This window comes from Brevibacterium sp. S111, from assembly GCF_004745075.1.
In the GTDB taxonomy this organism is placed as follows: Bacteria; Actinomycetota; Actinomycetes; order Actinomycetales; family Brevibacteriaceae; genus Brevibacterium.
Genome location: NZ_RHFH01000004.1, coordinates 80,771 through 102,989, shown reverse-complemented (window position 1 = coordinate 102,989; position 22,219 = coordinate 80,771). Strand labels below are relative to the sequence as shown.

The following is a 22,219-nucleotide window of genomic DNA, read 5'->3' as shown; positions in this document are numbered from 1 at the left end:
GCTGTGAAGATCAGAGGTGCGGTGCTGCGTGAGATGGAGCGGCCTCGTCCGTTCGCGACGTCGCGGCCGATGACGATCGAGGACCTCGACCTCGATGACCCGGGACCCGGTGAGGTGCTCATTCGGATGGAGGCCGCCGGAGTCTGCCATTCCGACCTCTCCGTCGTCGACGGCAACCGACCCCGGCCTCTGCCGATGCTGCTCGGCCACGAGGGAGCCGGAGTCGTCGAGAAGCTCGGTGACGGTGTCGATGACCTCGAGGTTGGCCAGCAGGTCGTCACCGTGTTCCTGCCCCGGTGCGGTGAATGCCCGAACTGCCGCACCGACGGCAAACTTCCGTGCACGCCCGGCAGCGTGACCAACGGCGCCGGGACCCTGCCGTTCGACGGTCACCGGGTGCGCCTGCACGATGACACCGGTGCCGAGGTCCTCCACCACCTCGGCGCGTCCGTGTTCGGCACGCATGCGGTGCTCAACCGGGCATCCGTCGTCCCCGTCGCCGACGATGTTCCCGCACCCATCGCCGCTGTGCTCGGCTGCGCCGTGCTCACCGGCGGGGGAGCGGTGCTCAACGCCGGTCGCCCCGGACCGGACGACGAAGTGATGGTCGTCGGCCTCGGCGGGGTCGGCATGGCAGCGCTCATCACGGCAGTGTCGCTCGACACCGCAGGAGTCATCGGCGTCGATGCGAACCCGGACAAACTCGTGCGGGCGAAAGAACTCGGCGCCGCCGAAGTCTTCACCCCCGAACAGCTCGGGGACCGGAAGGCTCCCATCGTCATCGAATGCGTCGGGCACCCGCGCGCCTTCGAAACCGCGTTCGAAGCCACCGCCGTGGGCGGAACGACGGTGACCGTGGGCCTTCCCGCACCGGATGCGCAGTCGCATATCACTCCGGTGACCTTGACCGCCGAGGCTCGCACCGTCGTCGGCTCCTACCTCGGTTCGGCCGTGCCGAGTCGCGACATCCCCGTCTACGCCCAGCTGTGGCGGGAGGGGAAGCTGCCGGTCGAAGAGCTCATCTCCGACACGATCGGCCTCGACGACCTCAACTCCGCGTTCGACGCCTTGGCCGACGGCACGGTGGTGCGACAGATCATCGACTTCGCACGCTGAGGATCCGGTCGTCGCCGTCGGACGGGTCGCCGCGTCCGTCGGTGTTGTTCGTCATCAGCCACAGTTCTCCGCCCGGGGCGGAGACGACATCTCGCAGCCGTCCGTACTCGCCGACGAACTGCGTCTCCTGCCTTGCGGTGTCCGCGAGGGGGACCCAGCGGAGTCGTTGACCGCGCAGGTTGGCAATGGCGATCGAATCCTCGGTCACGGCGATTCCGCTCGGGCTCGCTTCCTCGGTGCTCCACTGATGAACCGGAGCGACGAAGTCGCCGGCCGACCCCGAACCCGTGCTGCCGCTGGAGGCTGGGATCCCTTCGACCTCCGGCCAGCCGTAGTTGCGCCCGGCTTCGATGATGTTGAGTTCGTCCCAGGTGTCCTGACCGAACTCGCTGGCGTACATCGTTCCTTCAGCGTCCCAGCCGAGCCCCTGTGCGTTGCGGTGTCCGTAGGTGTAGACAGGGGAGTCCGGATCCGGGTTGTCCGCGGGCACGGTTCCATCGAAGTTGAGCCGCAGAATCGAACCGTTGAGAGACTCGGGGTCCTGCGCATCCGCGGGGTTCCCGGCATCGCCGGCCGTCGCATAGAGCTTGCCATCGGGTCCGATCGCCAGCCGACCCCCATTGTGGAAGCTCGCCTTGGCGATCCCGTCGAGGATCGTCTCCGGCTCACCGAGCTCGAGCCTGCCCGGCTCTCCCGAGAGCGGAAACCGCTGGATGCGGTTGTCCTCGGCCGAAGTGAAATAGGCGAAGAGACTCTCATCGGCCACTGCCAGCCCGAGCAGCCCGCCCTCACCCTCGGCGACGACTGATTCGACAGTCGCGACTTCGCGGGACTGCGCGGGCCGGTCCTCGCTGAGTTCGAGGATCCGCCCGGAATCGCGTTCGCTGACCAGCGGAGTTCCCTTGAAGAAGGCGATCGACCACGGGGTGTTAAGATCCTCTGCCACCAGCTGTGGTGCACCGTCCTCGGAACCGGTGTCGGCAGCTCCATCCGACTGCGCGGCGGTCGGATCCGCGGTGTCGTCGGCCGACGCGGGAGATTCGGACCCCTCGGGACTGGGCGGTTGATGGGTGCAGCCCGAGAGCAGCAGGGCAAGCGCAGCGATCACGGCAGCCATGCGGACCGGTCCCTGCTTCGATGGCTCGCTTCGGATCGGTCGGTTTCGGCCCAGCATCGTGAGCACCTCTCGGGGTCGTTCGCTCGAACAGCTCGTGCGCCCATTGTTCCCGATGCGGTCGACTGCCGCCAGAATCAGGCCCCGCAGAGCCTGAGAATGCGAAAGAGCCGCCCGGACCGATTGGTCCGAACGGCTGCTGATCGTCGGGATGACAGGATTTGAACCTGCGACCCTCTGTTCCCAAAACAGATGCGCTACCAAGCTGCGCCACATCCCGCGACGACACCCATCTAACCACAGGCCAGGACCCAGATGCACGCCGGAATCGACCAGTCGCGGTAATGCGATGCAGTTCACACGACGACCGCGCCTGTGGTGCAGCTCACGAACCCTCGATTTGGTGAGCGGAGAGGAACTCGACTATAGTCGATCTCGCACCGCGGGGATGTAGCTCAATGGTAGAGCCTCAGTCTTCCAAACTGATGGTGCGGGTTCGATTCCCGTCATCCCCTCCAGCTACCGGTCTGGCCTTCGGGCCAGGCCGGTTTTCTCATGCCCGCACGTGCCTGTGTGGGTAGAATTCGTCCATACCGTCATCGCCGCCCCGCGACATCGCAGTCCGGTGTCGGCTCCGCACAGCAGGAAGTCCCACTCATGTCCTCCGCCCGGCCCCGCCGTCAACGTGCCGGGTTCGCGCTGTCGCGTCGACGGCTGATCGCCGGAGGGGTCGGTCTCGGCCTCATCGGGCTCGGGGCGACGGCGGCGACCCGGGAACTCGCCGAGGCGGCCCAACCCGATCCCGTCCGTTCGGTGACCGTGGCCTACACGCGGTCGGGACGCAGAGAGGGCCTCGATGCCGAGGCGGCGCGGAGTCTGCCCGACGGGTCGAGGGTGGTGCCCGGGGCCGCGGTTGCGGCGCCTGCACGGCGGCAGCGGGAATTCCTGACTCAGAGGGCGGCATGGTTGGAACATGTGCCCGAAGCCCGGCGGGGCCTCGCGACCTCGGCGCTGCTGGATCTGTGGGTGCTCAGTGACGGACTGCCGGCCACCGTGGCCGGCTGGGTCGGCCCGTGGAGGTACATCTGGCCTCGTGACACGGCCTTCGCCGCTGTAGCTCTGGCCCGCGTCGGCGCTGTCAGACAGGCCTGGAGCCAACTGCTCTACCTGCAGAGCATCCAGGCCGTCGATGGGTCATTCGCCGCCAGGGTGGTCCCCGAGACAGGGATGTCGCCGGACGACCGGGAATCGCAGTTCGACGCTCTCGGACTGGTGCTCTGGGCCGTTGCCGACGTCCTTGCTGCGGCGGAACGGGCCGCTGTCCGACTCGACCTCGACGAGTTGGCCGACCTGCTGCGAAGAACCACCCGGAGACTGCTCGACCACACCGCCCGCGGACAGCATCTGCCGCCGGTGGGCCCGGACTATTGGGAGGTCGGAGAATCACAGGTCACCCTCGGTCTGGCCGGCCCGACTCTGATCGGAATGGACTCGTTGGCCGCGCTGACCGCGGCGGATCCGGAACTGTGGGGCCGCCTCGGCGGGGGAGTCGGGAACGTCCTGCCGGCCGTCGACGCCTATTCCGCGACCTTCGCTCGCACCTTCGGCGCCAACGGGCTGCAGCGCTATCCGACCTCGGGCGGGTGTGATTCGGCTGCTGCCTATCTGCCCGCCGCCGGGCTCGTCCCCACCGACGGTTCCGGCGCCCGCATCTACGCGATCGAAGCCGAAGCCCTCGTGACCGTATGGGACCGTCTCGAGCAGCCGGGCGGCGGCATCAAGCCGGGTCACGGATGGATCATCGACCGCTCCAGCTGGAGCCCATCGACCTCGCTCATGGCGCTGGGATTCGCGCGTCTGGGGCAGCGCGGTCGGGCCGAGGCGATCCTCGATTGGCTGGCCGAGCATCGTACCTTCGCGGGTTCCCTGCCGGAGAAGATCAGTGCCGACGGGCAACCGGTCTCGGTGGCGCCGCTGGCATGGACGGCAGCCAATGTCATCATCACCTTCGACGAGCTCTACGTTCGGCGCGGATAGGCCGCCCCATGAAATAGCGCCGGTTTCGCGTATCGAGAGGGGTTTCGCGTAATATGGGTGATTGCGTCTTGCGGACGTGCGCGAAACATTCGTGGACTTTCGCTCCCCCTTAAGGTCACGGGTTGGCCGATCAGGCTGCGAGATGGTCGACAACGACCACGAGCTGAGCCGGTCAGGTCGGTTGATGGCCGCAAATGCATGACTGTCGAAATTGAAAGGTCGCACTGTGAAGAGCTCCGTCGAGCAACTCGACCCCACCCGGGTCAAGATCAGCGTGGAAGTCCCTTACGCCGAACTCAAACCGAGTGTCGACGAGGCATACACGACTATCGGTGCTCAGGTCACCGTTCCCGGCTTCCGCAAGGGAAAGGTCCCCGCGCGCATCATCGATCAGCGGATCGGTCGTCCGGCAGTCATTCAGGAGGCCATCAACAACGGCCTCGATGACTTCTACCGCAGCGCCGTGGAAGAGAACGAGCTCAAGCCGATGGGTCAGCCCGAGGTTGAGATCTCCGAGGTCCCCGGACTCGACGGCACCGAAGACGGTGACCTCAACTTCACCGTCGAGGTCGACGTCCGCCCCGAGATCGAACTGCCTGCCTACGACTCCATCGCCATCGAGGTCGACCCCGTCGAGGTCACCGACGCCGATGTCGATGCCGAGCTCGAGCAGCTGCGCACCCGCTTCGGAACCCTCGTCTCCGTCGACCGCCCGGCCGCCAAGGACGACTTCGTCACCCTCGACCTCATCGCCACGATCGGCGACGAAGAGATCGACACCGCCTCCGACATCTCCTATCAGGTCGGTGCCGGCACGATGCTCGAAGGCATGGACGAAGCCCTCGACGGACTCTCCGCCGGTGAGACCACGACCTTCGAGACCACTTTCGCCGGCGGCGAGCACGCCGGCGAGCAGGGCACCGTGAAGATCACCCTCGGTGCTGTGAAGGAACGCGAACTGCCCGAGGCCGATGATGACTTCGCTCAGCTGGCCAGCGAATTCGACACGATCGCCGAACTGCGTGAGGATCTGCGCGAGCAGGCCGGCAAGCAGAAGGAGACCGATCAGGGCGTCCAGGCACGCGACAAGGTGCTCGAACACCTCATCGAGACCCTCGAGGTCCCCGTCCCGGCCAAGGTCGTCGCCGACGAGGTCGAGCGTCACCTCGAGTCCGAGGACCGTGTCGACGATGACGAGCACCGCAAGGAGGTCACCGAGGAGACCGAGCGCAACCTGCGCACCCAGTTCATCCTCGACGCCGTCTCCGAGGCCGAGAACGTCGAAGTCAGCCAGCCCGAACTCATCGAGTACCTGATCTCCGCATCGCAGCAGTACGGGATGAACCCGAATGAGTTCGCCCAGATGCTCGACAGCTCCGGACAGGTCAACGCCCTGGTCGGAGAGGTCTCGCGCCGCAAGGCCCTGGCAGCCGTCCTCGCCGGTGCCACCGTGAAGGACACCGACGGCAACGTCGTCGACATGGAGGCCTTCACCTCCGCCGGAGACGACGAAGAAGGAGCCGAGGCTGAGGCCGAGGAGGCCGCTGACGAGGCACCCGCAGAGGCCGCCGAAGAGAACTGAGGAACGGCCGCCTCGGCGGTGGATTCCCGATGAGACGGTGGGGTCGGATGATCATCCGACCCCACCGTCTCGCCGTATCCGGACTCGACGATCACGCTGAGGGCGAACACAGGCCTCGCCGCGGACTAAAACCCGGTGGTCAGAGGTTAGAGTCCATAACAAGCCATCCACAGAACACAGGAGTGAAACGTGAGCGCACACGACATGACAGCTCCCGTCGGCCTCGACGCCGGTGGGGGAATGGGCCTGGACGACCATATCTTCAATCGTCTTCTCAAGGAGCGCATCATCTGGCTCGGTTCAGAGGTGCGCGACGACAACGCCAACGCGATCTGTGCGCAGATGATGCTGCTGGCCGCTGAGGACCCGGACGCCGATATCTCGCTCTACATCAACTCACCCGGCGGCTCGGTCACTGCCGGCATGGCCATCTACGACACCATGCAGTACATCAAGCCCGACGTGTCGACCGTGGCGATGGGCATGGCCGCCTCCATGGGACAGTTCCTGCTGTCCTCGGGAACCCCGGGCAAGCGCTTCGCGACCCCGCACGCTCGCATCCTCATGCACCAGCCGCTCGGCGGAATCGGCGGCACCGCCACCGATATCAAGATCCAGGCCGAGCTCATCCTGCACATGAAGAAGCAGATGGCCGAACTGACTGCCGAGCAGACCGGAAAGTCGCTCGAGCAGATCCTCAAGGACAATGATCGCGACCACTGGTTCACCGCCGAGGAGGCCCTCGAGTACGGCTTCATCGACAAGATGGTCACCCGCGCGTCCGACGTCGAGAACAACTGAGCAGGAGTGAGGGAAGAATGAATTCAATGAACTTTATGCCGGGTTCGACGGCGTCGAACATGCCGCAGTCACGTTACGTCATGCCGCAGTTCGAGGAGCGCACCCCTTACGGCTTCAAACGCCAGGATCCGTACACGAAGCTCTTCGACGACCGTGTCGTCTTCCTCGGTGCGCAGGTCGATGACACCAGCGCCGACGATGTCATGGCTCAGCTGCTCGTCCTCGAGTCGCAGGATCCCGACCGGGACATCACCCTCTACATCAACTCGCCCGGTGGTTCGTTCACCGCGATGACAGCGATCTACGACACGATGCAGTACATCAAGCCGGAGATCCAGACCGTCTGCCTCGGCCAGGCCGCTTCGGCCGCCGCCGTGCTGCTCGCCGCCGGTTCTCCCGGCAAGCGACTGGCCCTGCCGAACGCGCGTGTGCTCATCCACCAGCCGGCCATGCAGGGGCAGGGGCAGGGCCAGGCGTCCGACCTGGAGATCCAGGCCGCTGAAGTGCTGCGGATGCGCGAATGGCTCGAGGGGACTCTGGCCAAGCACTCGAACAAGGAAGCCTCGCAGGTCTCGAACGACATCGAACGCGACCTCTTCCTCACGGCCGAGCAGGCCAAGGACTACGGCCTCGTCGATCAGGTGCTCTCCTCGCGCAAGAACGCGAGCTGAGCCCTTCGGGGACCGAACGATTCCGGTGTCAACGGGCCCGTACGGCGATGACCGTGCGGGCCCGTTTTCGGCTTCGCCGGCCGACACACCGAATGACGTTGCTGGCGGCTCGCGTCAGCCACGTATGGGAAGCTATTGAGGTACAGGAAACACGAGCGGTAGAGTTGGGGCCAAGCGTCCTGGCGAAAGGTTGTGACAGTGGCTCGCAGTGCGGACGGAGCAGACCTGCTCAAATGCAACTTCTGTGGGAAGTCCCAGAAGCAGGTTCGGAAACTCATCGCCGGACCTGGTGTTTACATCTGCGATGAATGCATCGGGCTCTGCAACGAGATCATCGAAGAGGAACTCAGCGAATCCACTCCTGATCAGGCGGAACTCGAGCTGCCCAAGCCGCGTGAGATCTTCGACTTCCTGCAGGAGTACGTCGTCGGTCAGGAACCGGCGAAGAAGGCTCTGTCCGTGGCCGTCTACAACCATTACAAGCGAATCCGCTCCCTGCAGTCCGGTGAGGACACGAAGACACTCGGCGGCGAGAACGAAGTGGAGATCGCGAAGTCGAACATCCTCCTCGTCGGTCCCACCGGGTCCGGTAAGACCTATCTGGCGCAGTCACTGGCGAGGCGCCTGAACGTGCCCTTCGCCGTCGCCGATGCCACCGCGCTGACCGAGGCCGGCTATGTCGGCGAAGACGTCGAGAACATCCTGCTCAAGCTCATCCAGGCCGCCGACTTCGACATCCAGCGCGCCGAACACGGCATCATCTACATCGACGAGATCGATAAGATCGCCCGCAAGTCGGAGAACCCGTCGATCACCCGAGACGTCTCCGGTGAAGGGGTGCAGCAGGCACTGCTGAAGATCCTCGAAGGCACGCAGGCCTCGGTGCCTCCGCAGGGTGGTCGCAAACACCCTCATCAGGACTTCCTGCAGATCGACACGACCAATGTGCTCTTCATCGTCGCCGGCGCATTCGCCGGGATGGAAGAGATCGTCGCCGGTCGCAAGGGCAAGCACGGAATCGGCTTCGGAGCCCTGCTGCAGTCGAAGAACGACGAAGAGGACCTCTACGCCGACATCCTGCCCGAAGATCTGCTCAAGTTCGGCCTCATTCCCGAGTTCATCGGCCGCCTGCCCGTGCTGGCCACGGTGTCCAACCTCGATCGCGCGGCGCTCATGTCGATCCTCACCGAACCGAAGAACGCCCTGGTCAAGCAGTATCAGCGCATGTTCGAGTTCGACAATGTCTCGCTGACCTTCGAAACCGACGCCCTCGAGTCCATCGCCGATCTCGCGCTGCTGCGCGGCACGGGTGCTCGCGGACTGCGGTCGATTTTGGAAGAGGTCCTGCAACCTGTCATGTTCGATGTGCCCTCGCGAGAGGACATCGCCGAGGTGGTCGTGACCAAGGAGGTCGTCGACAGCAATGTCGCACCGACGCTCGTGCCGAAGTCGCGGAACAGGACGAACAAGAAATCTGCCTGAGCCTCTGACACATGAGGCTCTTCGCTGATACCCGACCGCTGAAGTACGCCGCTTTTAGGCGGCTGTGGTTGGCCAATATCGTCACCGTCATCGGTGCGCAGATGACGGTCGTGGCCATTCCTGCACAGATCTTCCACATCACCGGGTCCTCGGCGTATGTCGGACTGGCCGGAGCCTTCGGCTTCGTTCCACTCGTCGTCTTCGGACTGTGGGGCGGTTCACTGGCTGATGTCGTCGATCGCCGCAGACTTCTCGTCATCTCGACGATCGGCCTCATCGTCACCAGCGCGCTGCTGGCGCTCTGGGCTCTCCTGGGATTGGAGAACGTGTGGCTGCTGCTGTGCACATTCTCCCTGCAGCAGGCATTCTTCGGTCTCAACCAACCCGCAAAAGGGGCGCTGCTGCCGACGATCGTGCCGCTGAGACTGCTGCCCGCCGCGAACTCGCTGAACATGACGGTGATGACCTTGGGCGCGGTCATCGGTCCGGTCATCGGCGGAGCCCTCATCCCGCTCTTCGGGTATCAGCTGCTGTATGTCCTCGACGCGGTGTTCCTCTTCGCGACCCTCTACGCCGTCGTCAGACTCCCGTCCCTCCCGCCGAAGAAGCAGCCCGATACCCGTTCGGGATTCAAAGGCATCATCGACGGATTCCGGTATCTCAGGACGAACACCGTCGTCATGGTGTCTCTGCTCGTCGATGTCATCGCCATGGTCTTCGGAATGCCTCGGGCTCTGTTTCCGCAGATCGCCACCGAGACCTTCGACGGACCGGACGAGGGCGGCATCGTCTTCTCGCTGCTCTTCGCCGCTTTGGCCGCCGGCAGCGCCTTGGCCGGTATCTTCTCCGGCTGGGTGTCCCGGGTCGAACGGCAGGGTCTGGCGGTGATCATCGCGATCGTCGTGTGGGGTTCGGCGATGACGGTCTTCGGTCTCAGCCTCGAACTCGTGTCGAATCTCTGGCTCGTCGCACTCGTCGTCGCTTTGGGCGCACTGGCCGTGGGCGGGGGAGCGGACATCATCTCCTCTGCGTTCAGGTCCACGATGCTTCAGGAGGCCGCGACCGATGACATGCGCGGTCGGATGCAGGGTGTCTTCATCGTCGTGGTCGCCGGAGGGCCGCGCGTCGCCGATCTGCTCCACGGTTCGGCGGCCGCGGTGACGAACACGACGGTCGCCTCGGCCGGAGGCGGCATCGCTGTCATCGTGCTCGTGCTCGCCTGCGCTTTCATCTTCCCGGTCTTCAGGAGGTACCGGGTCGACCGCGGCGACTCCGAGCACTCCGTCACCGTCGACTGACTCACCGATGCCGCTGCGCCGGGCAGAACCGCGCGCCCGCAGCCCTCACCGGTTTCCGCACTGCGCACCGCAGCCCGTACGTCCTCGCGCACCCGACTGTCTGCACCGATAGTTTCGGCATCAGTCACCGTCGGCGACAGAACCCACTGGTGCACCGGGGTGGTGTGAAGCTGCTGGTGGGGGATGGTGCTCGCAACTGCCGCGCGGCAAGAGACTGCCGCGCGGATCAGTGCGGCCGGGTCAGTTGGAAGTCGCCGAATAGACGGCATTCTCCGCGGGCTGGACGACGACGAAGCCGGGTCCGTGGAAGGCCAGCTGCACGGATTCGCCGGAGCCGCGGCCGAAGAACGTGCCGACGCTGACATCGGTCTTGATCTGTGGTGCCAGAGCCGAGGACCAGCACACTGCGGCCTGCGGGTCGACGAAGGTCGGCTGCTGCGAGCAGTCGAGAACCATCGGATCTCCCTTGCAGCAGATGGCCGCGGTACCCTGCCCGGCGAGTTCGAGGTTGAACAGTCCCGAGCCGCTGACCATGGCACCGACACCGCCCTTGATGCGCTTGATCTCCCAGTTGAGCGCGTCGTCGAAGGCCAGCAGGTTCGAGGTGTTGACGGTCAGAGCGTCCTGGGGCCCTTCGAGAGCCATCATGAAGATGTTCGACGCTTCGCGAGCGAAGAACACTTCGCCGTGACCTTCGACGCGCATGACATTGCCGCCCTCGCCGGTGGCTGCCTTCTTCATGAACTGCCCGACCGACTTCGAGCCCTGGTGGGTGAAGCGGACGTCGCCCTGGTAGGCGACCATGGCGCCCTTGGTGGCGATCATCGGTGCGTTCGGCGTGACCACCGTGCGCAGCATCTTCTTCGACTGGAGGGTCCAGCGATCCTGATTCTGGATCTCGGCATTGCGCTGGGAAAAGAGTTCGCTTCTCACGTTCCGTGGGCCTTTCTTCAGGCAGGAGGTCCTGACTGGTTATGGTGTCGAAACCATAGTACGTGGGCGAGGCCGTCGTCCCCGGCCAGCCGTGTGCCCATTCGGGAACACTCGAGATGCTCCGCCGTGACAGAAACAGGGGCCCGCGCAGTCTCGGCCGCATCCCGGGGCTGTCGTCGGAAGAGTCGAAGAAACCCCATGGCATCCGCCGCCGGCGATGTGACGTCGTGGTGGGTGCCATGGGGTCCGATGCTGCGGACCGGGCGAGAGCTCTCCGGTCAGGCTTGGTCGACGAAGGTGATCTCGTCGACGCTGATCTCCTCGCCGGCTTCGACGGTGGTCAGCGATTCGACACGGCCGGCGGCCTTGAGATCGCCTTCGGCAGACTTGATCGCAGCGACGACTGCAGCCGGTGCCTGGATCGTCACCGAGGCGACGCCGGTCTTCTGCGAGACCTTCGCTTCGGTCTTCGTGCGGCGGATCTCGGTCAGGGCCGCAGCCACCGACGCCAACAGCTCCGGATCCACGCTCGACTCCGGGTGGCTCAGCGACTCATCCGCCGGCCACGGCGCACGGTGGATCGAACCGGTGCGCCACCAGGACCAGACCTCTTCGGTCACGAAGGGCATGAATGGAGCGAACAGGCGCAGCAGCACATCGAGCGCTGTGGCGAGCGTGACATGGGCAGACAGCTGATCGTCCTCGCCTGTCGAACCGTATGAACGATCCTTGACGAGCTCGACGTAGTCGTCGGTGAACTCCCAGAAGAAGCTCTCGGCCACACGCAGAGCATGGGCGTAGTCGTAGGCGGCCATATGCGCTCCGGCCTGGTCGACGACCGCGGACAGCCGCGTGAGCAGTGCACGGTCGAGATCGTGGGTGACCGCACCGAGTGCACCGATGAGACCGGAGTGCACGCCCTGCGCCAGTGCGAACTTCGAGGCGTTGAGCAGCTTCATGGCCAGACGGCGCCCGATCTGCATCTGAGTGACGTCATAGGCGGTATCGGCACCGAGCTTCGCACTCGCAGCCCAATATCGCACCGCATCGGGGCCGAACCCGGGCTTGGCCTCGCCGAGGATGTCCGAGGGCACGACGACGTTGCCCTTCGATTTCGACATCTTCTTCCGGTCCGGATCGAGAATCCAGCCCGAGAGTCCCGCGTGCTTCCACGGAGCCGCATCATTGAGCGAATTCGCGCGCACCACGGTGGAGAACAGCCACGTGCGGATGATGTCGTGTCCCTGGGGGCGCAGGTCGAAGGGGAAGACTTTGCCGAAGAACTCCTCGTCGCGTGACCAGCCGCCGAGCAGCTGCGGAGTCAGCGACGACGTCGCCCAGGTATCGAGGACATCGGGATCGGCGGTGAACCCGCCGGGTACGTCACGCTGGTCATCGGTGAAGCCGGCGGGCACCTCGGCGATGGGATCGACGGGAAGCGATTCGGGAACGATCGGATCCTCGTAGTCGGGCTGCCCATCGGCATCGAGGCGGTACCACAGCGGAATCGGCACACCGAAGTAGCGCTGACGGGAGACCAGCCAATCGCCGTGCAGATTCTCCACCCAGTTCTCATAGCGTGAGCGCATGAACGTCGGGTGCCATTCGATCTCGCGTCCGCGGGCGATGAGCGCATCGCGCAGTTCGGCGGAGCGACCGCCGTTGCGGATGTACCACTGGCGGCTGGTGACGACCTCGAGCGGCTTGTCGCCCTTCTCATAGAACGGAACCGGGTGCGTGATCGGTTCGATCTCTCCGATGAGATCACCGGAATCGATGAGCATCTGCGCGATGTCCTTGCGGGCGGAGAACGTCGTCTTGCCCGCCAGAGCTTCGTAGTTGGCCACGGCATCGGACTTCGGCGAGGACGCGATCCACTCGGGAACCTCGAGGTTGAGGCGGCCGCCGCGGTTGATCACCGCACGTGTGGGCAGATCGAGTTCACGCCACCAGGTGACGTCGGTGAGGTCGCCGAAGGTGCAGACCATGGCGATGCCGGTTCCCTTGTCGGACTTCGCGAGCTCATGGGCACGCACCTCGACGCTGACGCCGAAGAGGGGTGAGACGACGTTCGTGCCGAACAGGGAGGCGTAGCGTTCGTCATCGGGGTGAGCGACGAGGGCGACGACGGCCGGGATGAGCTCGGGGCGGGAGGTGAGGATGATGATCGGTTCGGCCGAGGTGTCGGCGAGTCCATCGGCACCTTCGGGGAAGAACTTCACCTTGTGGTAGGCGCCGTCCTTCTCCCGGTCTTCGAGCTCGGCCTGGGCCACGGCGGTTCCGAAGGTCACATCCCACATCGTCGGGGCGTCCTGGGAGTAGGCGTGGCCGCACTCGAGGTCTTTGAGGAAGGCGCGCTGGCTCACGGCGCGGGAGTCGTCGTCGATCGTGCGATACGTGTACTTCCAGTCCACGGACAGGCCGGTGGACCGGAACAGGTCCTCGAAGACGTGCTCGTCCTCGGCCGAGAGCTTCTCACACAGCTCGATGAAGTTCTGGCGTGAGATCTTCACGAAGTCACGAGAATTCTTCGGCGCCTTCTCCGGCGGCTGGAAATTCGGGTCGTAGCTTTCGCTGGGGTCGCAGGTGACTCCGTAGTAGTTCTGCACCCGGCGTTCGGTGGGCAGTCCGTTGTCATCCCAGCCGAGCGGGTAGAACACATTCTTGCCGGTCATGCGCTGGTAGCGGGCGATGATGTCGGTCTGCGTGTAGGAGAACACGTGCCCGACGTGCAGGGACCCCGAAGCCGTGGGCGGGGGAGTGTCGATCGAGTAGACCTGCTCACGATCGGTCTCGACGTCGAAGGCGTAGACGTTCTGCTCGCTCCACGCGGCGTCCCATTTGTCCCGCAGACCCTCAAGGGCGGGCTTGTCAGGCAGGTTCACTGACTCGTGCGTCGAGTCCGAAAAGGCAGGTGTGTTCATAATTGCTGATTTTCTCACCCGGTTCGCTTCTGGCCAAACCGGTTCCCGCCCCGGCCGCGCCGGAACACAGGCGAAATTCGCCGACCGTGTCGAAACCGATCGGCGAGGCGGCTGCACGCCCCCAAGGAACCGCACCGAGGAGGTGGCCCGGAATGTCGGGAAGCCGTTCGTCAGGACGGAGGAGGAGCGCCAGGGCTCATGCTCTGAATGCGAGTTGAGACGCGAGCGCGGCGGTCAATGAGAATATGGACGCATGGCGCCCTTGGACAGAATTCCGACAGAGAATCCGCCTGCCACCTCGACGGCGTGGATGAACCCGGCTCGGGCGATCGCGATCGTCGCCGTCGTCGCCATCCACTCCCTGGGCACCGTGGTCGAACAGAATTTCGCGGACATGGGCCCCGACTGGTGGCTGGCCAATCTCATCGACTCCGCCTGCCGGTGGTCGGTGCCGGTGTTCATCATGATCTCCGGTGCCTTGGCGCTCGACCCCGTGCGTGGGAGCAAACCTCGGAAGTTCCTCAGCAAGCGTGTGTGGCGCATCGGCATCCCGCTCGTGTTCTGGACGGCCGTCTACGTTCTGTTCCGCCGTTACTATCTCCAGCCTGACGATGAGAGCTGGAGCCCGGGGATCGCCATCCTCACCGGTTCGCCGTTCGTTCAGCTCTACTTCCTCTACGTCCTCGCGGGCCTGACCCTGCTCACCCCGTTCTTCCGTCTCCTCAGCGTCCACGGCTCCCGCCGTCTGCAATGGGGCACGGGCCTGATCTTCCTGGGCATCGGCATGCTCGACCAGTGGGTGTCGATGATCTTCGACGTCGGCGAGGCCAATATCGCCACCCGCTTCCTGCCCATGGCCGGCTTCTACATCCTCGGCTGGGTGCTGCGCGACATCGTGCTGAGCAGAAGGGCCGTCGTGCTCGCCTGGGTCAGCCTCATCGGATCGATCGCCGTGACCGCTCTGTGGGCAGGCTTCGGCTCGGGCGAGAAACCGTGGATGTTTCCCTACGAGTACCTGTCTCCGGGCGTCGTCATCGCCTCGCTGTCGGCCTATCTGCTCTTCCACCACCACCTGCGCACCGGTTTCGGCTTCCTCCACTGGTTCTACCCGTATTCCTTCGGCGTCTTCCTCCTCCACCCGCTCGTCCTCTACCCGGTGCGCAATGAGATGGGACTGCCGACGACTGTTGCCGGAGTCCTGCTGCACGCCTTCGTCATGCCGCTTGCCTACACCGTCATCTGCGCCGCCGTCACCTGGTTGGCCGTGAAGATCCCCGGAGTCCGCGCGGTCTTCGGCGAGGGCGGGCCACGCAACCCGCACTCGCGGCCCACAGCGAAGGAGCAGCGTGAGTCGAAGGCCGAAGGCGCACACGAACATCCTCAGCCGCCGGGCCAAGCGGGGGCATCGGTTGAGCCGTTGTCCCCGCACGCCTCGGATCCCGACCCGCTGGAGCCGGAGAGTCCGTAGACTGGGCTCGAAACAGGTGATCGTGCCCGCGATCACCGGAACCGAGACCAGGGAGTACGGAGATGGAAACACTGAGAGCAGTGGTGACGGGCGCGAGCTCGGGCATCGGCGCCGCCACCGTTCGGCAGCTGCGCGACCAGGGCTGGGATGTTGTCGCCGTGGCCCGCCGTGAGGACAAGCTCAAGGCTCTCGCCGAGGAGACCGGAGCCAGCTACATCGTCGCCGACCTCACCGATGACGCCGCCGTCGAATCCATGGCCGCCGAGGTGCTCGCCGGTGGAGCCGTGCACTCGCTCGTCGCGAATGCCGGAGCCGCATTCGGCGTCGACACCATCGCCGACTCCGATGTCGAGGGCTGGAAGAAGATGTTCGACATCAACGTCCTCGGTGTCCTCCGCGTCGTCAAAGCACTCCTGCCCGGACTCATCGACTCCGGTCGCGGAGACATCGCCGTGATGTCCTCGACCGCCGGGCACCAGGCGTATGAGAAGGGCGGTGGCTATGTGGCGACGAAGCACGGCTCGCATACGATTGCGGCCACCCTGCGACTCGAGCTGCTCGGCCAGCCGGTGCGGGTCATCGAGATCGCTCCGGGCATGGTCGCGACCGAGGAGTTCAGCGTCAAACGGCTCGGGGGAGACGAGGAGGGTGCGGCGAAGGTCTACGAAGGCGTCGAGAATCCGCTGACCGCCGAGGATGTCGCCGACGCGGTGGTCTACGCGCTCACCCGTCCGCATCACTTCAACGTCGATCTCATGGTCATTCGTCCCATCGCGCAGGCCGAGCAGTACAAGGTGGCCAGGCACAAGGGGCTGTGATCATCACCCCTTGGCTGCGCCGAAGCGAAGTTTCCGGGCGCGGCCATGGGGTATACGATGGGATGTGCGTTGATCCGGCCATCACCGGGGAGCATCCGGAAGAACGGACCCTGCGAGCCATCGCGGGGATCTCAGTAGAACCGGACGGGTGGATCCGTCACAGTCCTGACAATGAGCGATCCGCGGCCCGGCCCCATCGGGACCGACTGCGGATAAGCGAGGTGGTACCGCGGCAGACTGTCGTCCTCGTGTCAGTGACCGCAGTGACCCAGAAGGACGCTCATGACTCAGCCTCTCTACCCCAAGGTATCGACTTCGACCTTCGGCCTCTCCGCCTCTCCGAACTTTCCGGAGATCGAAGACGCTGTGCTCCGCTATTGGCAGGAGGACGACACATTCAAAGCGTCGATCGAACAGCGGGATGCCGGCGTCAACGGTGAGAATGAGTTCGTCTTCTACGACGGCCCACCCTTCGCCAATGGTCTGCCCCACTACGGTCACCTGCTCACCGGCTACGTCAAGGACGTGGTCCCGCGCTTCCAGACGATGCGCGGGAAGAAGGTCGAGCGTCGCTTCGGTTGGGACACCCACGGCCTGCCCGCCGAGCTCGAGGCAGAACGCCAGCTGGGAATCACGGACAAGTCCGAGATCGGCCGGATGGGGCTGGCCGCCTTCAACGACGCCTGCCGCTCCTCCGTCCTTCGCTACACGAAGGAGTGGGAGGAGTATGTCACCCGACAGGGACGCTGGGTCGACTTCGAGAACGACTACAAGACGCTGGGCGTCGACTACATGGAAAGCGTCATCTGGGCGTTCAAGCAGCTGTGGGACAAGGGCCTCGTCTACGAGGGCTACCGGGTCCTGCCGTACTGCTGGAAGGACGAGACACCGCTGTCGAACCATGAGCTGCGCATGGACGACGATGTCTACAAGATGCGCCAGGACCCGGCAGTGACGATCGGGTACAAACTCAAGGACTCCGAAGAGTGGGTCCTCATCTGGACCACGACCCCGTGGACCGTGCCGTCGAACCAGGCGGTGGCCGTCAACCCCGAGATCCCGCTCGTCGCAGTGATCCCCGGCACCGACGGAGCCGAGGAGCTGCAGGGCAGAACCCTCATCCTCGCCGAGGCGCGACTGGGCGCGTACGCCCGAGAGCTCGGTGAGGACCCGCAGATCGTGCGCACCTTCGCCGGCAGCGAACTCGTCGGCGCCGCCTACGAGCCTCCGTTCCCGTACTTCGAGGGCCGCCAGGAGGAATTCGGTGAGAACATGCACACCATCCTCGCCGCGGACTTCGTCACCGTCGAAGACGGCACCGGCATCGTCCACCAGTCGCCGGCTTTCGGTGAAGAGGACAAGGAGCTCACCGACTCCTACGGCATCACCGCCGCCCGCCCCGTCGACGACGCCGGTCGTTTCGAATCGACCGTGGCCGACTACGCCGGCCAACTGGTCTTCGATGCGAACAAGGCCATCATCAAGGACCTGCGCAATCACACCGGCCCGATGGAATCGCGCCATGCTCTGCTGGTCCGTCACGAGTCCTACGAGCACTCGTACCCGCACTGCTGGCGCTGCCGGAACCCGCTGATCTACCGTGCGGTGTCGTCTTGGTTCGTCCGCGTCACCGAGTTCAAGGATCGTATGGTCGAACTCAACGAGCAGATCACCTGGGTGCCCGAGAACGTCAAGCACGGCCAATTCGGCAAATGGCTGGAGAACGCCCGCGACTGGTCGATCTCGCGCAACCGCTTCTGGGGGTCGCCCATCCCGGTGTGGATCTCCTCTGATCCCTCCTATCCCCGCACCGACGTCTACGGCTCTCTGGCCGAGATCGAAGCCGACTTCGGACGCCTTCCGGTCAATGACTCCGGCGAAGTGGACCTGCACCGCCCGTGGGTCGACGACCTGACCCGTCCGAACCCGGACGACCCGACCGGCAAGTCGGTGATGCGCCGCATTCCTGAGATCTTCGACGTCTGGTTCGACTCCGGGTCGATGAGCTATGCCCAGGTGCACTACCCGTTCGAGAACTCCGAATGGTTCGACAACCATTTCCCCGCAGACTTCATCGTCGAATACGTGGGCCAGACCCGCGGTTGGTTCTACCTGCTGCACGTGCTCGCCACCGCGATCTTCGACCGTCCGGCGTTCACGAACTGCATCTCCCACGGCATCGTCCTCGGCTCGGACGGACAGAAGATGTCGAAGTCGCTGCGCAACTACCCCGATGTCAACGAGGTCTTCAACCGCGACGGCTCGGACGCGATGCGCTGGTTCCTCATGGCCTCCTCGATTCTGCGCGGCGGCAACCTCGTCGTCACCGAGCAGGGCATCCGCGACGGAGTCCGCCAGGTCGTGCTCCCGCTGTGGAACACCTGGCAGTTCTTCGCCACCTACTCCAATGCCGCCGACGGGGTCGACGGGGGGCAGACCGGCTATCAGTCGCAGACCCGATACGACTCCTCCCAGGTCCTCGACCGGTACCTGCTGGCCAAGACCCATGACCTCATCGTCGAATTCGCCGAGGCGATGGACGGACTCGACATCTGGTCCGCCTGCGATCTCGTGCGAAGCTACCTCGATATGCTCACGAACTGGTACGTGCGGCGATCGCGCCGCCGTTTCTGGGACGGCGGCGTCGACACGCACGAGTCCTTCGACGTGTTCTCCACCTGCCTCGAAGCCTTCTGCCGGGTCGCGGCCCCGCTGCTGCCGTTCACGGTCGAAGAGATCTACCGCGGACTCACCGGCGAACGGTCGGTGCACCTGGCCGACTACCCCGACGCCGCGGCGTTCCCCGCCGATGCCGACCTGGTGGCGGCGATGGATCTCACTCGCGATATCTGCTCGACCGCGTCCTCGGTGCGCAAGGCCCACCATCTGCGTGTGCGGCTGCCGCTGTCGCAGATGACGGTGGCCACGGACACCGAGCTCGGCAGCGACTTCACCGACATCATCGCCGATGAGCTCAACGTCCGCACCGTATCGGTCCTCGACGTCGACGAGGCGGAGGCGGCCGGGTTCTCCCTGTCGCAGAACCTCGTCGTCAACGCCCGGGCGGCGGGCCCGCGCCTGGGCAAGCAGGTCCAGCAGGTCATCAAGGCGTCGAAGACCGGCGACTGGTCGGTCACCGACGGCACCGTCATCAGCGGCGGCATCGAACTCGTCGAAGGCGAATACACCTTGGACTCGGTGGCCGAATCCGGCACCGAGGGCATGGAGCTCGCGGCACTGGACTCCGGCTTCATCGCCCTCGACACCCGGGTCACCCCGGAGCTCGAAGCCGAAGGCATGGCGCGTGACACCGTCCGCGCCATCCAAGGCATCCGCAAGCAGCTCGACCTGCACATCTCCGACCGGATCGCCGTGACGATCGAAGCGAACGCCGAAGTGGCAGCCGCCCTCGAGCCCCACTCGGGCCTCATCGCGGGAGAGACCCTGGCCTCTTCGCTGACCTTCGGCCAGTCCGCCGACGGCGGTGAGGTCTTCACCCCCGAAGAGCTGCCGGAAGGCACCCGTCTGGCGGTGAGCCCGGTATGAGCAACGACGATAGCCGCGTCGCGGACACCACGTCCGGGAACGACAGCACCCAGGGCCCCGGTCAGGACTCCGCGGCCGCGATCGACCCGCAGGCCCAGGAAGCCTCCCGGGCCGAACTCGCTCGGGTCTACGCCCTGCTGCTCGCTCGAGCGGGAGAGACCCAGGTCGAACTGCGTCTCGACGCGACGTCGCGGGCCTGTGAGCTCCTCGGCGATATCCACACCGCCGCCCCGACGATCACGGTGACGGGCACGAACGGGAAGACATCCACGGCACGGATGATCGACTCGCTCATCACCGCGCACGAACTGCGGGTCGGCCGGTTCACAAGCCCGCACCTGCATTCGGTGACCGAGCGGATCTCCGTCGACGGCGCGCCCGTGTCGGCGGAGACATTCGTGCGGATCTTCGATGAGATCGCCCCCTACCTCGAGATCGTCGACGCCCAGCTCGAGGCCGAAGGCCGCGCGAAGCTCACCTACTTCGAGGCGCTGACCGTGCTCGCCTTCGCCGTGTTCGCCGATGCGCCCGTCGATGTCGTCATCACCGAGGTCGGCATGGGCGGGCAGTGGGATTCGACGAACGTCGCCGACGCTCAGGTGTGCGTGTTCACAAAGGTCGGACTCGACCATCAGGCATTCCTCGGCGACTCGATCGAGGAGATCGCCACCACGAAGTCGGGCATCCTCGACCGCACTGTCGAGCCGAGCCCGGCACCGACCCCGGTCGCCGTCAGCGCAGTTCAGGACGAAACCGCGCAGGTCGTGCTCGATGCCGAAGCAGCCCGTCGTGAGGTCTCGCTGGTGACCGAGGACAGGGACTTCCGCCTCCTCGACCGGCAGCGTGCCGTCGACGGACAGCTCATCACCGTGCAGGGCCGACGGGACGTCTACTCGGATGTCTTCGTACCGCTGCACGGTGTCCACCAGGCGCACAATGCCGCCGTCGCGCTCGTCGCCGTCGAAGCGTTCCTCGGTGCCGACGACAAGCCCTTGGACCTGGAGACCGTGGCCGAGGGCTTGGCGAGGGTGACCTCGCCGGGGCGCGCCGAACTCGTCCGCACCGGACCCAGCGTCGTCGTCGACGGGGCACACAATCCCGATGCCGCCCATGTCCTCGCCGACACTCTCGCCGAGGCGTTCGACTTCGACTACGTGGTCATGGTGCTCGCAATGCTTGAGGACAAGGACATCGACGGGGTGCTCGAAGAGCTTCACCGCAGCGCGGATGTGTTCGTCGTCAGCGAGACGCTCAGCGCCCGTGCACTGCCGGCCGAAGACCTCGCCGAGGCGGCCCGCGAATGGGTCGATGAGGACGACGTCTTCGTCGCCTCCGACCTCAACGCCGCGCTGATGAAGGCCATCGACTTGGCCAACGGCGACGACGCGAAGAGCCCCGGCATCGTCGTCACCGGGTCGCTCTACACCGTCGCCGAGGCCCGGCTGCTGCTGGGCAGGGGAGATGATCTGTGAAATCCAAGTATCCCGTCCTGTGCGGGTCGATCCTCATCTGCGAGCTCCTCGTCGTCTACTTCGCCGTGCTCACGACCTTCGGTCTGTCCGTGAAGTCGGCGCAGACCCTGACTCTGGGACAGCTGCTCATCGGAGCGTCGATCATCGCCGTGTTCGCGGTCGTCGCGGTGATCCTGCTGCCGCGTCGCATCGGTGAGAAACGACCCGGTGTGATCCTCGGCTGGATCGTCCAGGTGCTGCTGCTGGCCTCCGGATTCGTACTCAGCTCGATGTTCTTCGTCGGTGCTCTGTTCCTCGCCCTGTGGGCGGCGGCAGTGTACTGGTCGGCCCGCATCGACCATGAGGTCGCCGCTCGCTCCTGAGCCCCCAACACTTCCGGGCAGAACCGCGGTTGCGCCCGGGTAGACTGTTCACCGACGTCCACTCGAACTTGGAAGGACCAGAATGGAACGTACCCTCATCCTCATCAAACCCGACGGAGTCGCACGCGGCCTCGTCGGACAGATCGTCGCACGCATCGAAGCCAAGGGCTACGCGATCGATGCGCTCGACCTGCGTACGGCCACGGCCGAGGAACTGGCCGCGCACTATGCCGAACACGAAGGCAAGCCCTTCTACCAGCCGCTCGTCGACTTCATGTCCGAAGGCCCGATCGTGTCGATCATCGCCTCCGGCCAGGGCGTCATCCCCGGCTTCCGGTCTCTGGCCGGCGCCACCGATCCGACGAGCGCGGCTCCTGGCACGATCCGCGGTGACCTCGGCCGCGACTGGGGTGAGAAGGTGCAGAAGAACCTCGTCCACGGATCCGACTCCACCGAATCGGCCGAACGCGAGATCGGCATCTGGTACCCGGCTGAAGCCTGACCAGACCACGGCCCGCGAGCACAGATCGATCGTGCCGGTGCAGGCCGAACCTGCAGGCGCAGGTCGCGGATGACCAGTGAGGGCGCCCCACTG

At 65.2% G+C, this 22,219-nt stretch carries 16 protein-coding genes and 2 tRNA genes; 14 read left to right on the top strand and 4 right to left on the bottom strand.

All coding sequences use genetic code 11. The features are described from left to right. Nucleotides 1-3: 3 nt before the first annotated feature. Complete coding sequence (locus EB836_RS06170; RefSeq protein ID WP_135538589.1) at nt 4-1,116, top strand: alcohol dehydrogenase catalytic domain-containing protein; 1,113 nt, start codon at nt 4-6, stop codon at nt 1,114-1,116. On the opposite strand, the gene EB836_RS06165 is transcribed toward EB836_RS06170, so the two are convergent. Together EB836_RS06165 and EB836_RS06160 are read right to left on the bottom strand one after the other, a co-directional pair. Further along, a complete protein-coding gene (locus EB836_RS06165) occupies nt 1,097-2,233 on the bottom strand; it encodes a PQQ-dependent sugar dehydrogenase (protein ID WP_167854369.1) in 1,137 nt (378 codons plus the stop codon). The genes EB836_RS06170 and EB836_RS06165 overlap by 20 nt on opposite strands. A gap of 203 nt (nt 2,234-2,436) precedes the next feature. After that, nucleotides 2,437-2,510 (bottom strand) — tRNA-Pro (locus tag EB836_RS06160). A gap of 164 nt (nt 2,511-2,674) precedes the next feature. Between EB836_RS06160 and EB836_RS06155 the strand changes: the two genes are divergently transcribed. The 7 genes from EB836_RS06155 (at nt 2,675) to EB836_RS06125 (ending at nt 10,101) form a co-directional block, all read left to right on the top strand. Beyond that, nucleotides 2,675-2,748 (top strand) — tRNA-Gly (locus EB836_RS06155). 139 nt (nt 2,749-2,887) lie between these two features. Then, a complete protein-coding gene (locus EB836_RS06150; protein ID WP_135538585.1) occupies nt 2,888-4,267 on the top strand; it encodes a hypothetical protein in 1,380 nt (459 codons plus the stop codon). A gap of 226 nt (nt 4,268-4,493) precedes the next feature. Then, entirely contained in the window at nt 4,494-5,849 is a 1,356-nt protein-coding gene (tig, locus tag EB836_RS06145) for a trigger factor (protein WP_135538583.1), read from the top strand. Between the two features lie 204 nt (nt 5,850-6,053). Then, nucleotides 6,054-6,650: an ATP-dependent Clp protease proteolytic subunit gene (locus EB836_RS06140; RefSeq protein ID WP_135538843.1), complete on the top strand. Its 597-nt coding sequence runs from the start codon at nt 6,054-6,056 to the stop codon at nt 6,648-6,650. Nucleotides 6,651-6,676: 26 nt separating this feature from the next. Then, nucleotides 6,677-7,321 carry an ATP-dependent Clp protease proteolytic subunit gene (locus EB836_RS06135; protein ID WP_135538581.1) on the top strand — a complete coding sequence of 215 codons (645 nt, stop codon included), beginning with the start codon at nt 6,677-6,679 and terminating at the stop codon, nt 7,319-7,321. Nucleotides 7,322-7,519: 198 nt separating this feature from the next. Beyond that, a complete protein-coding gene (gene clpX / locus EB836_RS06130; RefSeq protein WP_135538579.1) occupies nt 7,520-8,803 on the top strand; it encodes an ATP-dependent Clp protease ATP-binding subunit ClpX in 1,284 nt (427 codons plus the stop codon). A gap of 11 nt (nt 8,804-8,814) precedes the next feature. Continuing rightward, nucleotides 8,815-10,101: an MFS transporter gene (locus tag EB836_RS06125; RefSeq protein ID WP_135538577.1), complete on the top strand. Its 1,287-nt coding sequence runs from the start codon at nt 8,815-8,817 to the stop codon at nt 10,099-10,101. A 240-nt stretch (nt 10,102-10,341) separates the two neighbouring features. Here the strand turns inward: EB836_RS06125 and EB836_RS06120 are convergent, their stop codons facing one another. Together EB836_RS06120 and valS are read right to left on the bottom strand one after the other, a co-directional pair. Continuing rightward, on the bottom strand, nt 10,342-11,034 hold the full coding sequence (locus EB836_RS06120) for an AIM24 family protein (protein WP_135538575.1): 693 nt from the start codon (nt 11,032-11,034) through the stop codon (nt 10,342-10,344). A gap of 278 nt (nt 11,035-11,312) precedes the next feature. Then, nucleotides 11,313-13,958, bottom strand: a complete 2,646-nt coding sequence (gene valS / locus EB836_RS06115) for a valine--tRNA ligase (protein ID WP_135538573.1) — start codon at nt 13,956-13,958, stop codon at nt 11,313-11,315. A 253-nt stretch (nt 13,959-14,211) separates the two neighbouring features. On the opposite strand from valS, the gene EB836_RS06110 reads away from it, so the two are divergent. The 6 genes from EB836_RS06110 to ndk all read left to right on the top strand — a co-directional run bounded on the left by EB836_RS06110 (nt 14,212) and on the right by ndk (nt 22,126). Further along, nucleotides 14,212-15,426, top strand: coding sequence for an acyltransferase (locus EB836_RS06110; RefSeq protein ID WP_135538572.1), 1,215 nt, complete (start codon nt 14,212-14,214; stop codon nt 15,424-15,426). Between the two features lie 62 nt (nt 15,427-15,488). After that, entirely contained in the window at nt 15,489-16,244 is a 756-nt protein-coding gene (locus EB836_RS06105) for an SDR family oxidoreductase (protein ID WP_135538570.1), read from the top strand. A gap of 282 nt (nt 16,245-16,526) precedes the next feature. Continuing rightward, nucleotides 16,527-19,790, top strand: coding sequence for an isoleucine--tRNA ligase (ileS, locus tag EB836_RS06100; protein WP_135538568.1), 3,264 nt, complete (start codon nt 16,527-16,529; stop codon nt 19,788-19,790). Further along, entirely contained in the window at nt 19,787-21,262 is a 1,476-nt protein-coding gene (locus EB836_RS06095) for a folylpolyglutamate synthase/dihydrofolate synthase family protein (protein ID WP_135538566.1), read from the top strand. Before ileS ends, EB836_RS06095 begins: the two co-directional genes overlap by 4 nt. Beyond that, on the top strand, nt 21,259-21,624 hold the full coding sequence (locus tag EB836_RS06090) for a DUF4233 domain-containing protein (protein ID WP_135538564.1): 366 nt from the start codon (nt 21,259-21,261) through the stop codon (nt 21,622-21,624). Before EB836_RS06095 ends, EB836_RS06090 begins: the two co-directional genes overlap by 4 nt. An 82-nt stretch (nt 21,625-21,706) precedes the next feature. Continuing rightward, complete coding sequence (gene ndk / locus EB836_RS06085; RefSeq protein ID WP_135538562.1) at nt 21,707-22,126, top strand: nucleoside-diphosphate kinase; 420 nt, start codon at nt 21,707-21,709, stop codon at nt 22,124-22,126. Nucleotides 22,127-22,219: the final 93 nt, after the last annotated feature.

Bases quoted from the DNA above. Each gene is read 5' to 3' on its own strand.
- EB836_RS06165 (WP_167854369.1), bottom strand. From the start codon at position 2,233: ATGGCTGCCGTGATCGCTGCGCTTGCCCTGCTGCTCTCGGGCTGCACC.
- EB836_RS06150 (WP_135538585.1), top strand. From the start codon at position 2,888: ATGTCCTCCGCCCGGCCCCGCCGTCAACGTGCCGGGTTCGCGCTGTCG.
- EB836_RS06140 (WP_135538843.1), top strand. From the start codon at position 6,054: ATGACAGCTCCCGTCGGCCTCGACGCCGGTGGGGGAATGGGCCTGGAC.
- EB836_RS06135 (WP_135538581.1), top strand. From the start codon at position 6,677: ATGAACTTTATGCCGGGTTCGACGGCGTCGAACATGCCGCAGTCACGT.
- EB836_RS06125 (WP_135538577.1), top strand. From the start codon at position 8,815: ATGAGGCTCTTCGCTGATACCCGACCGCTGAAGTACGCCGCTTTTAGG.
- valS (WP_135538573.1), bottom strand. From the start codon at position 13,958: ATGAACACACCTGCCTTTTCGGACTCGACGCACGAGTCAGTGAACCTG.
- EB836_RS06110 (WP_135538572.1), top strand. From the start codon at position 14,212: ATGGCGCCCTTGGACAGAATTCCGACAGAGAATCCGCCTGCCACCTCG.
- EB836_RS06105 (WP_135538570.1), top strand. From the start codon at position 15,489: ATGGAAACACTGAGAGCAGTGGTGACGGGCGCGAGCTCGGGCATCGGC.
- ileS (WP_135538568.1), top strand. From the start codon at position 16,527: ATGACTCAGCCTCTCTACCCCAAGGTATCGACTTCGACCTTCGGCCTC.
- EB836_RS06095 (WP_135538566.1), top strand. From the start codon at position 19,787: ATGAGCAACGACGATAGCCGCGTCGCGGACACCACGTCCGGGAACGAC.
- ndk (WP_135538562.1), top strand. From the start codon at position 21,707: ATGGAACGTACCCTCATCCTCATCAAACCCGACGGAGTCGCACGCGGC.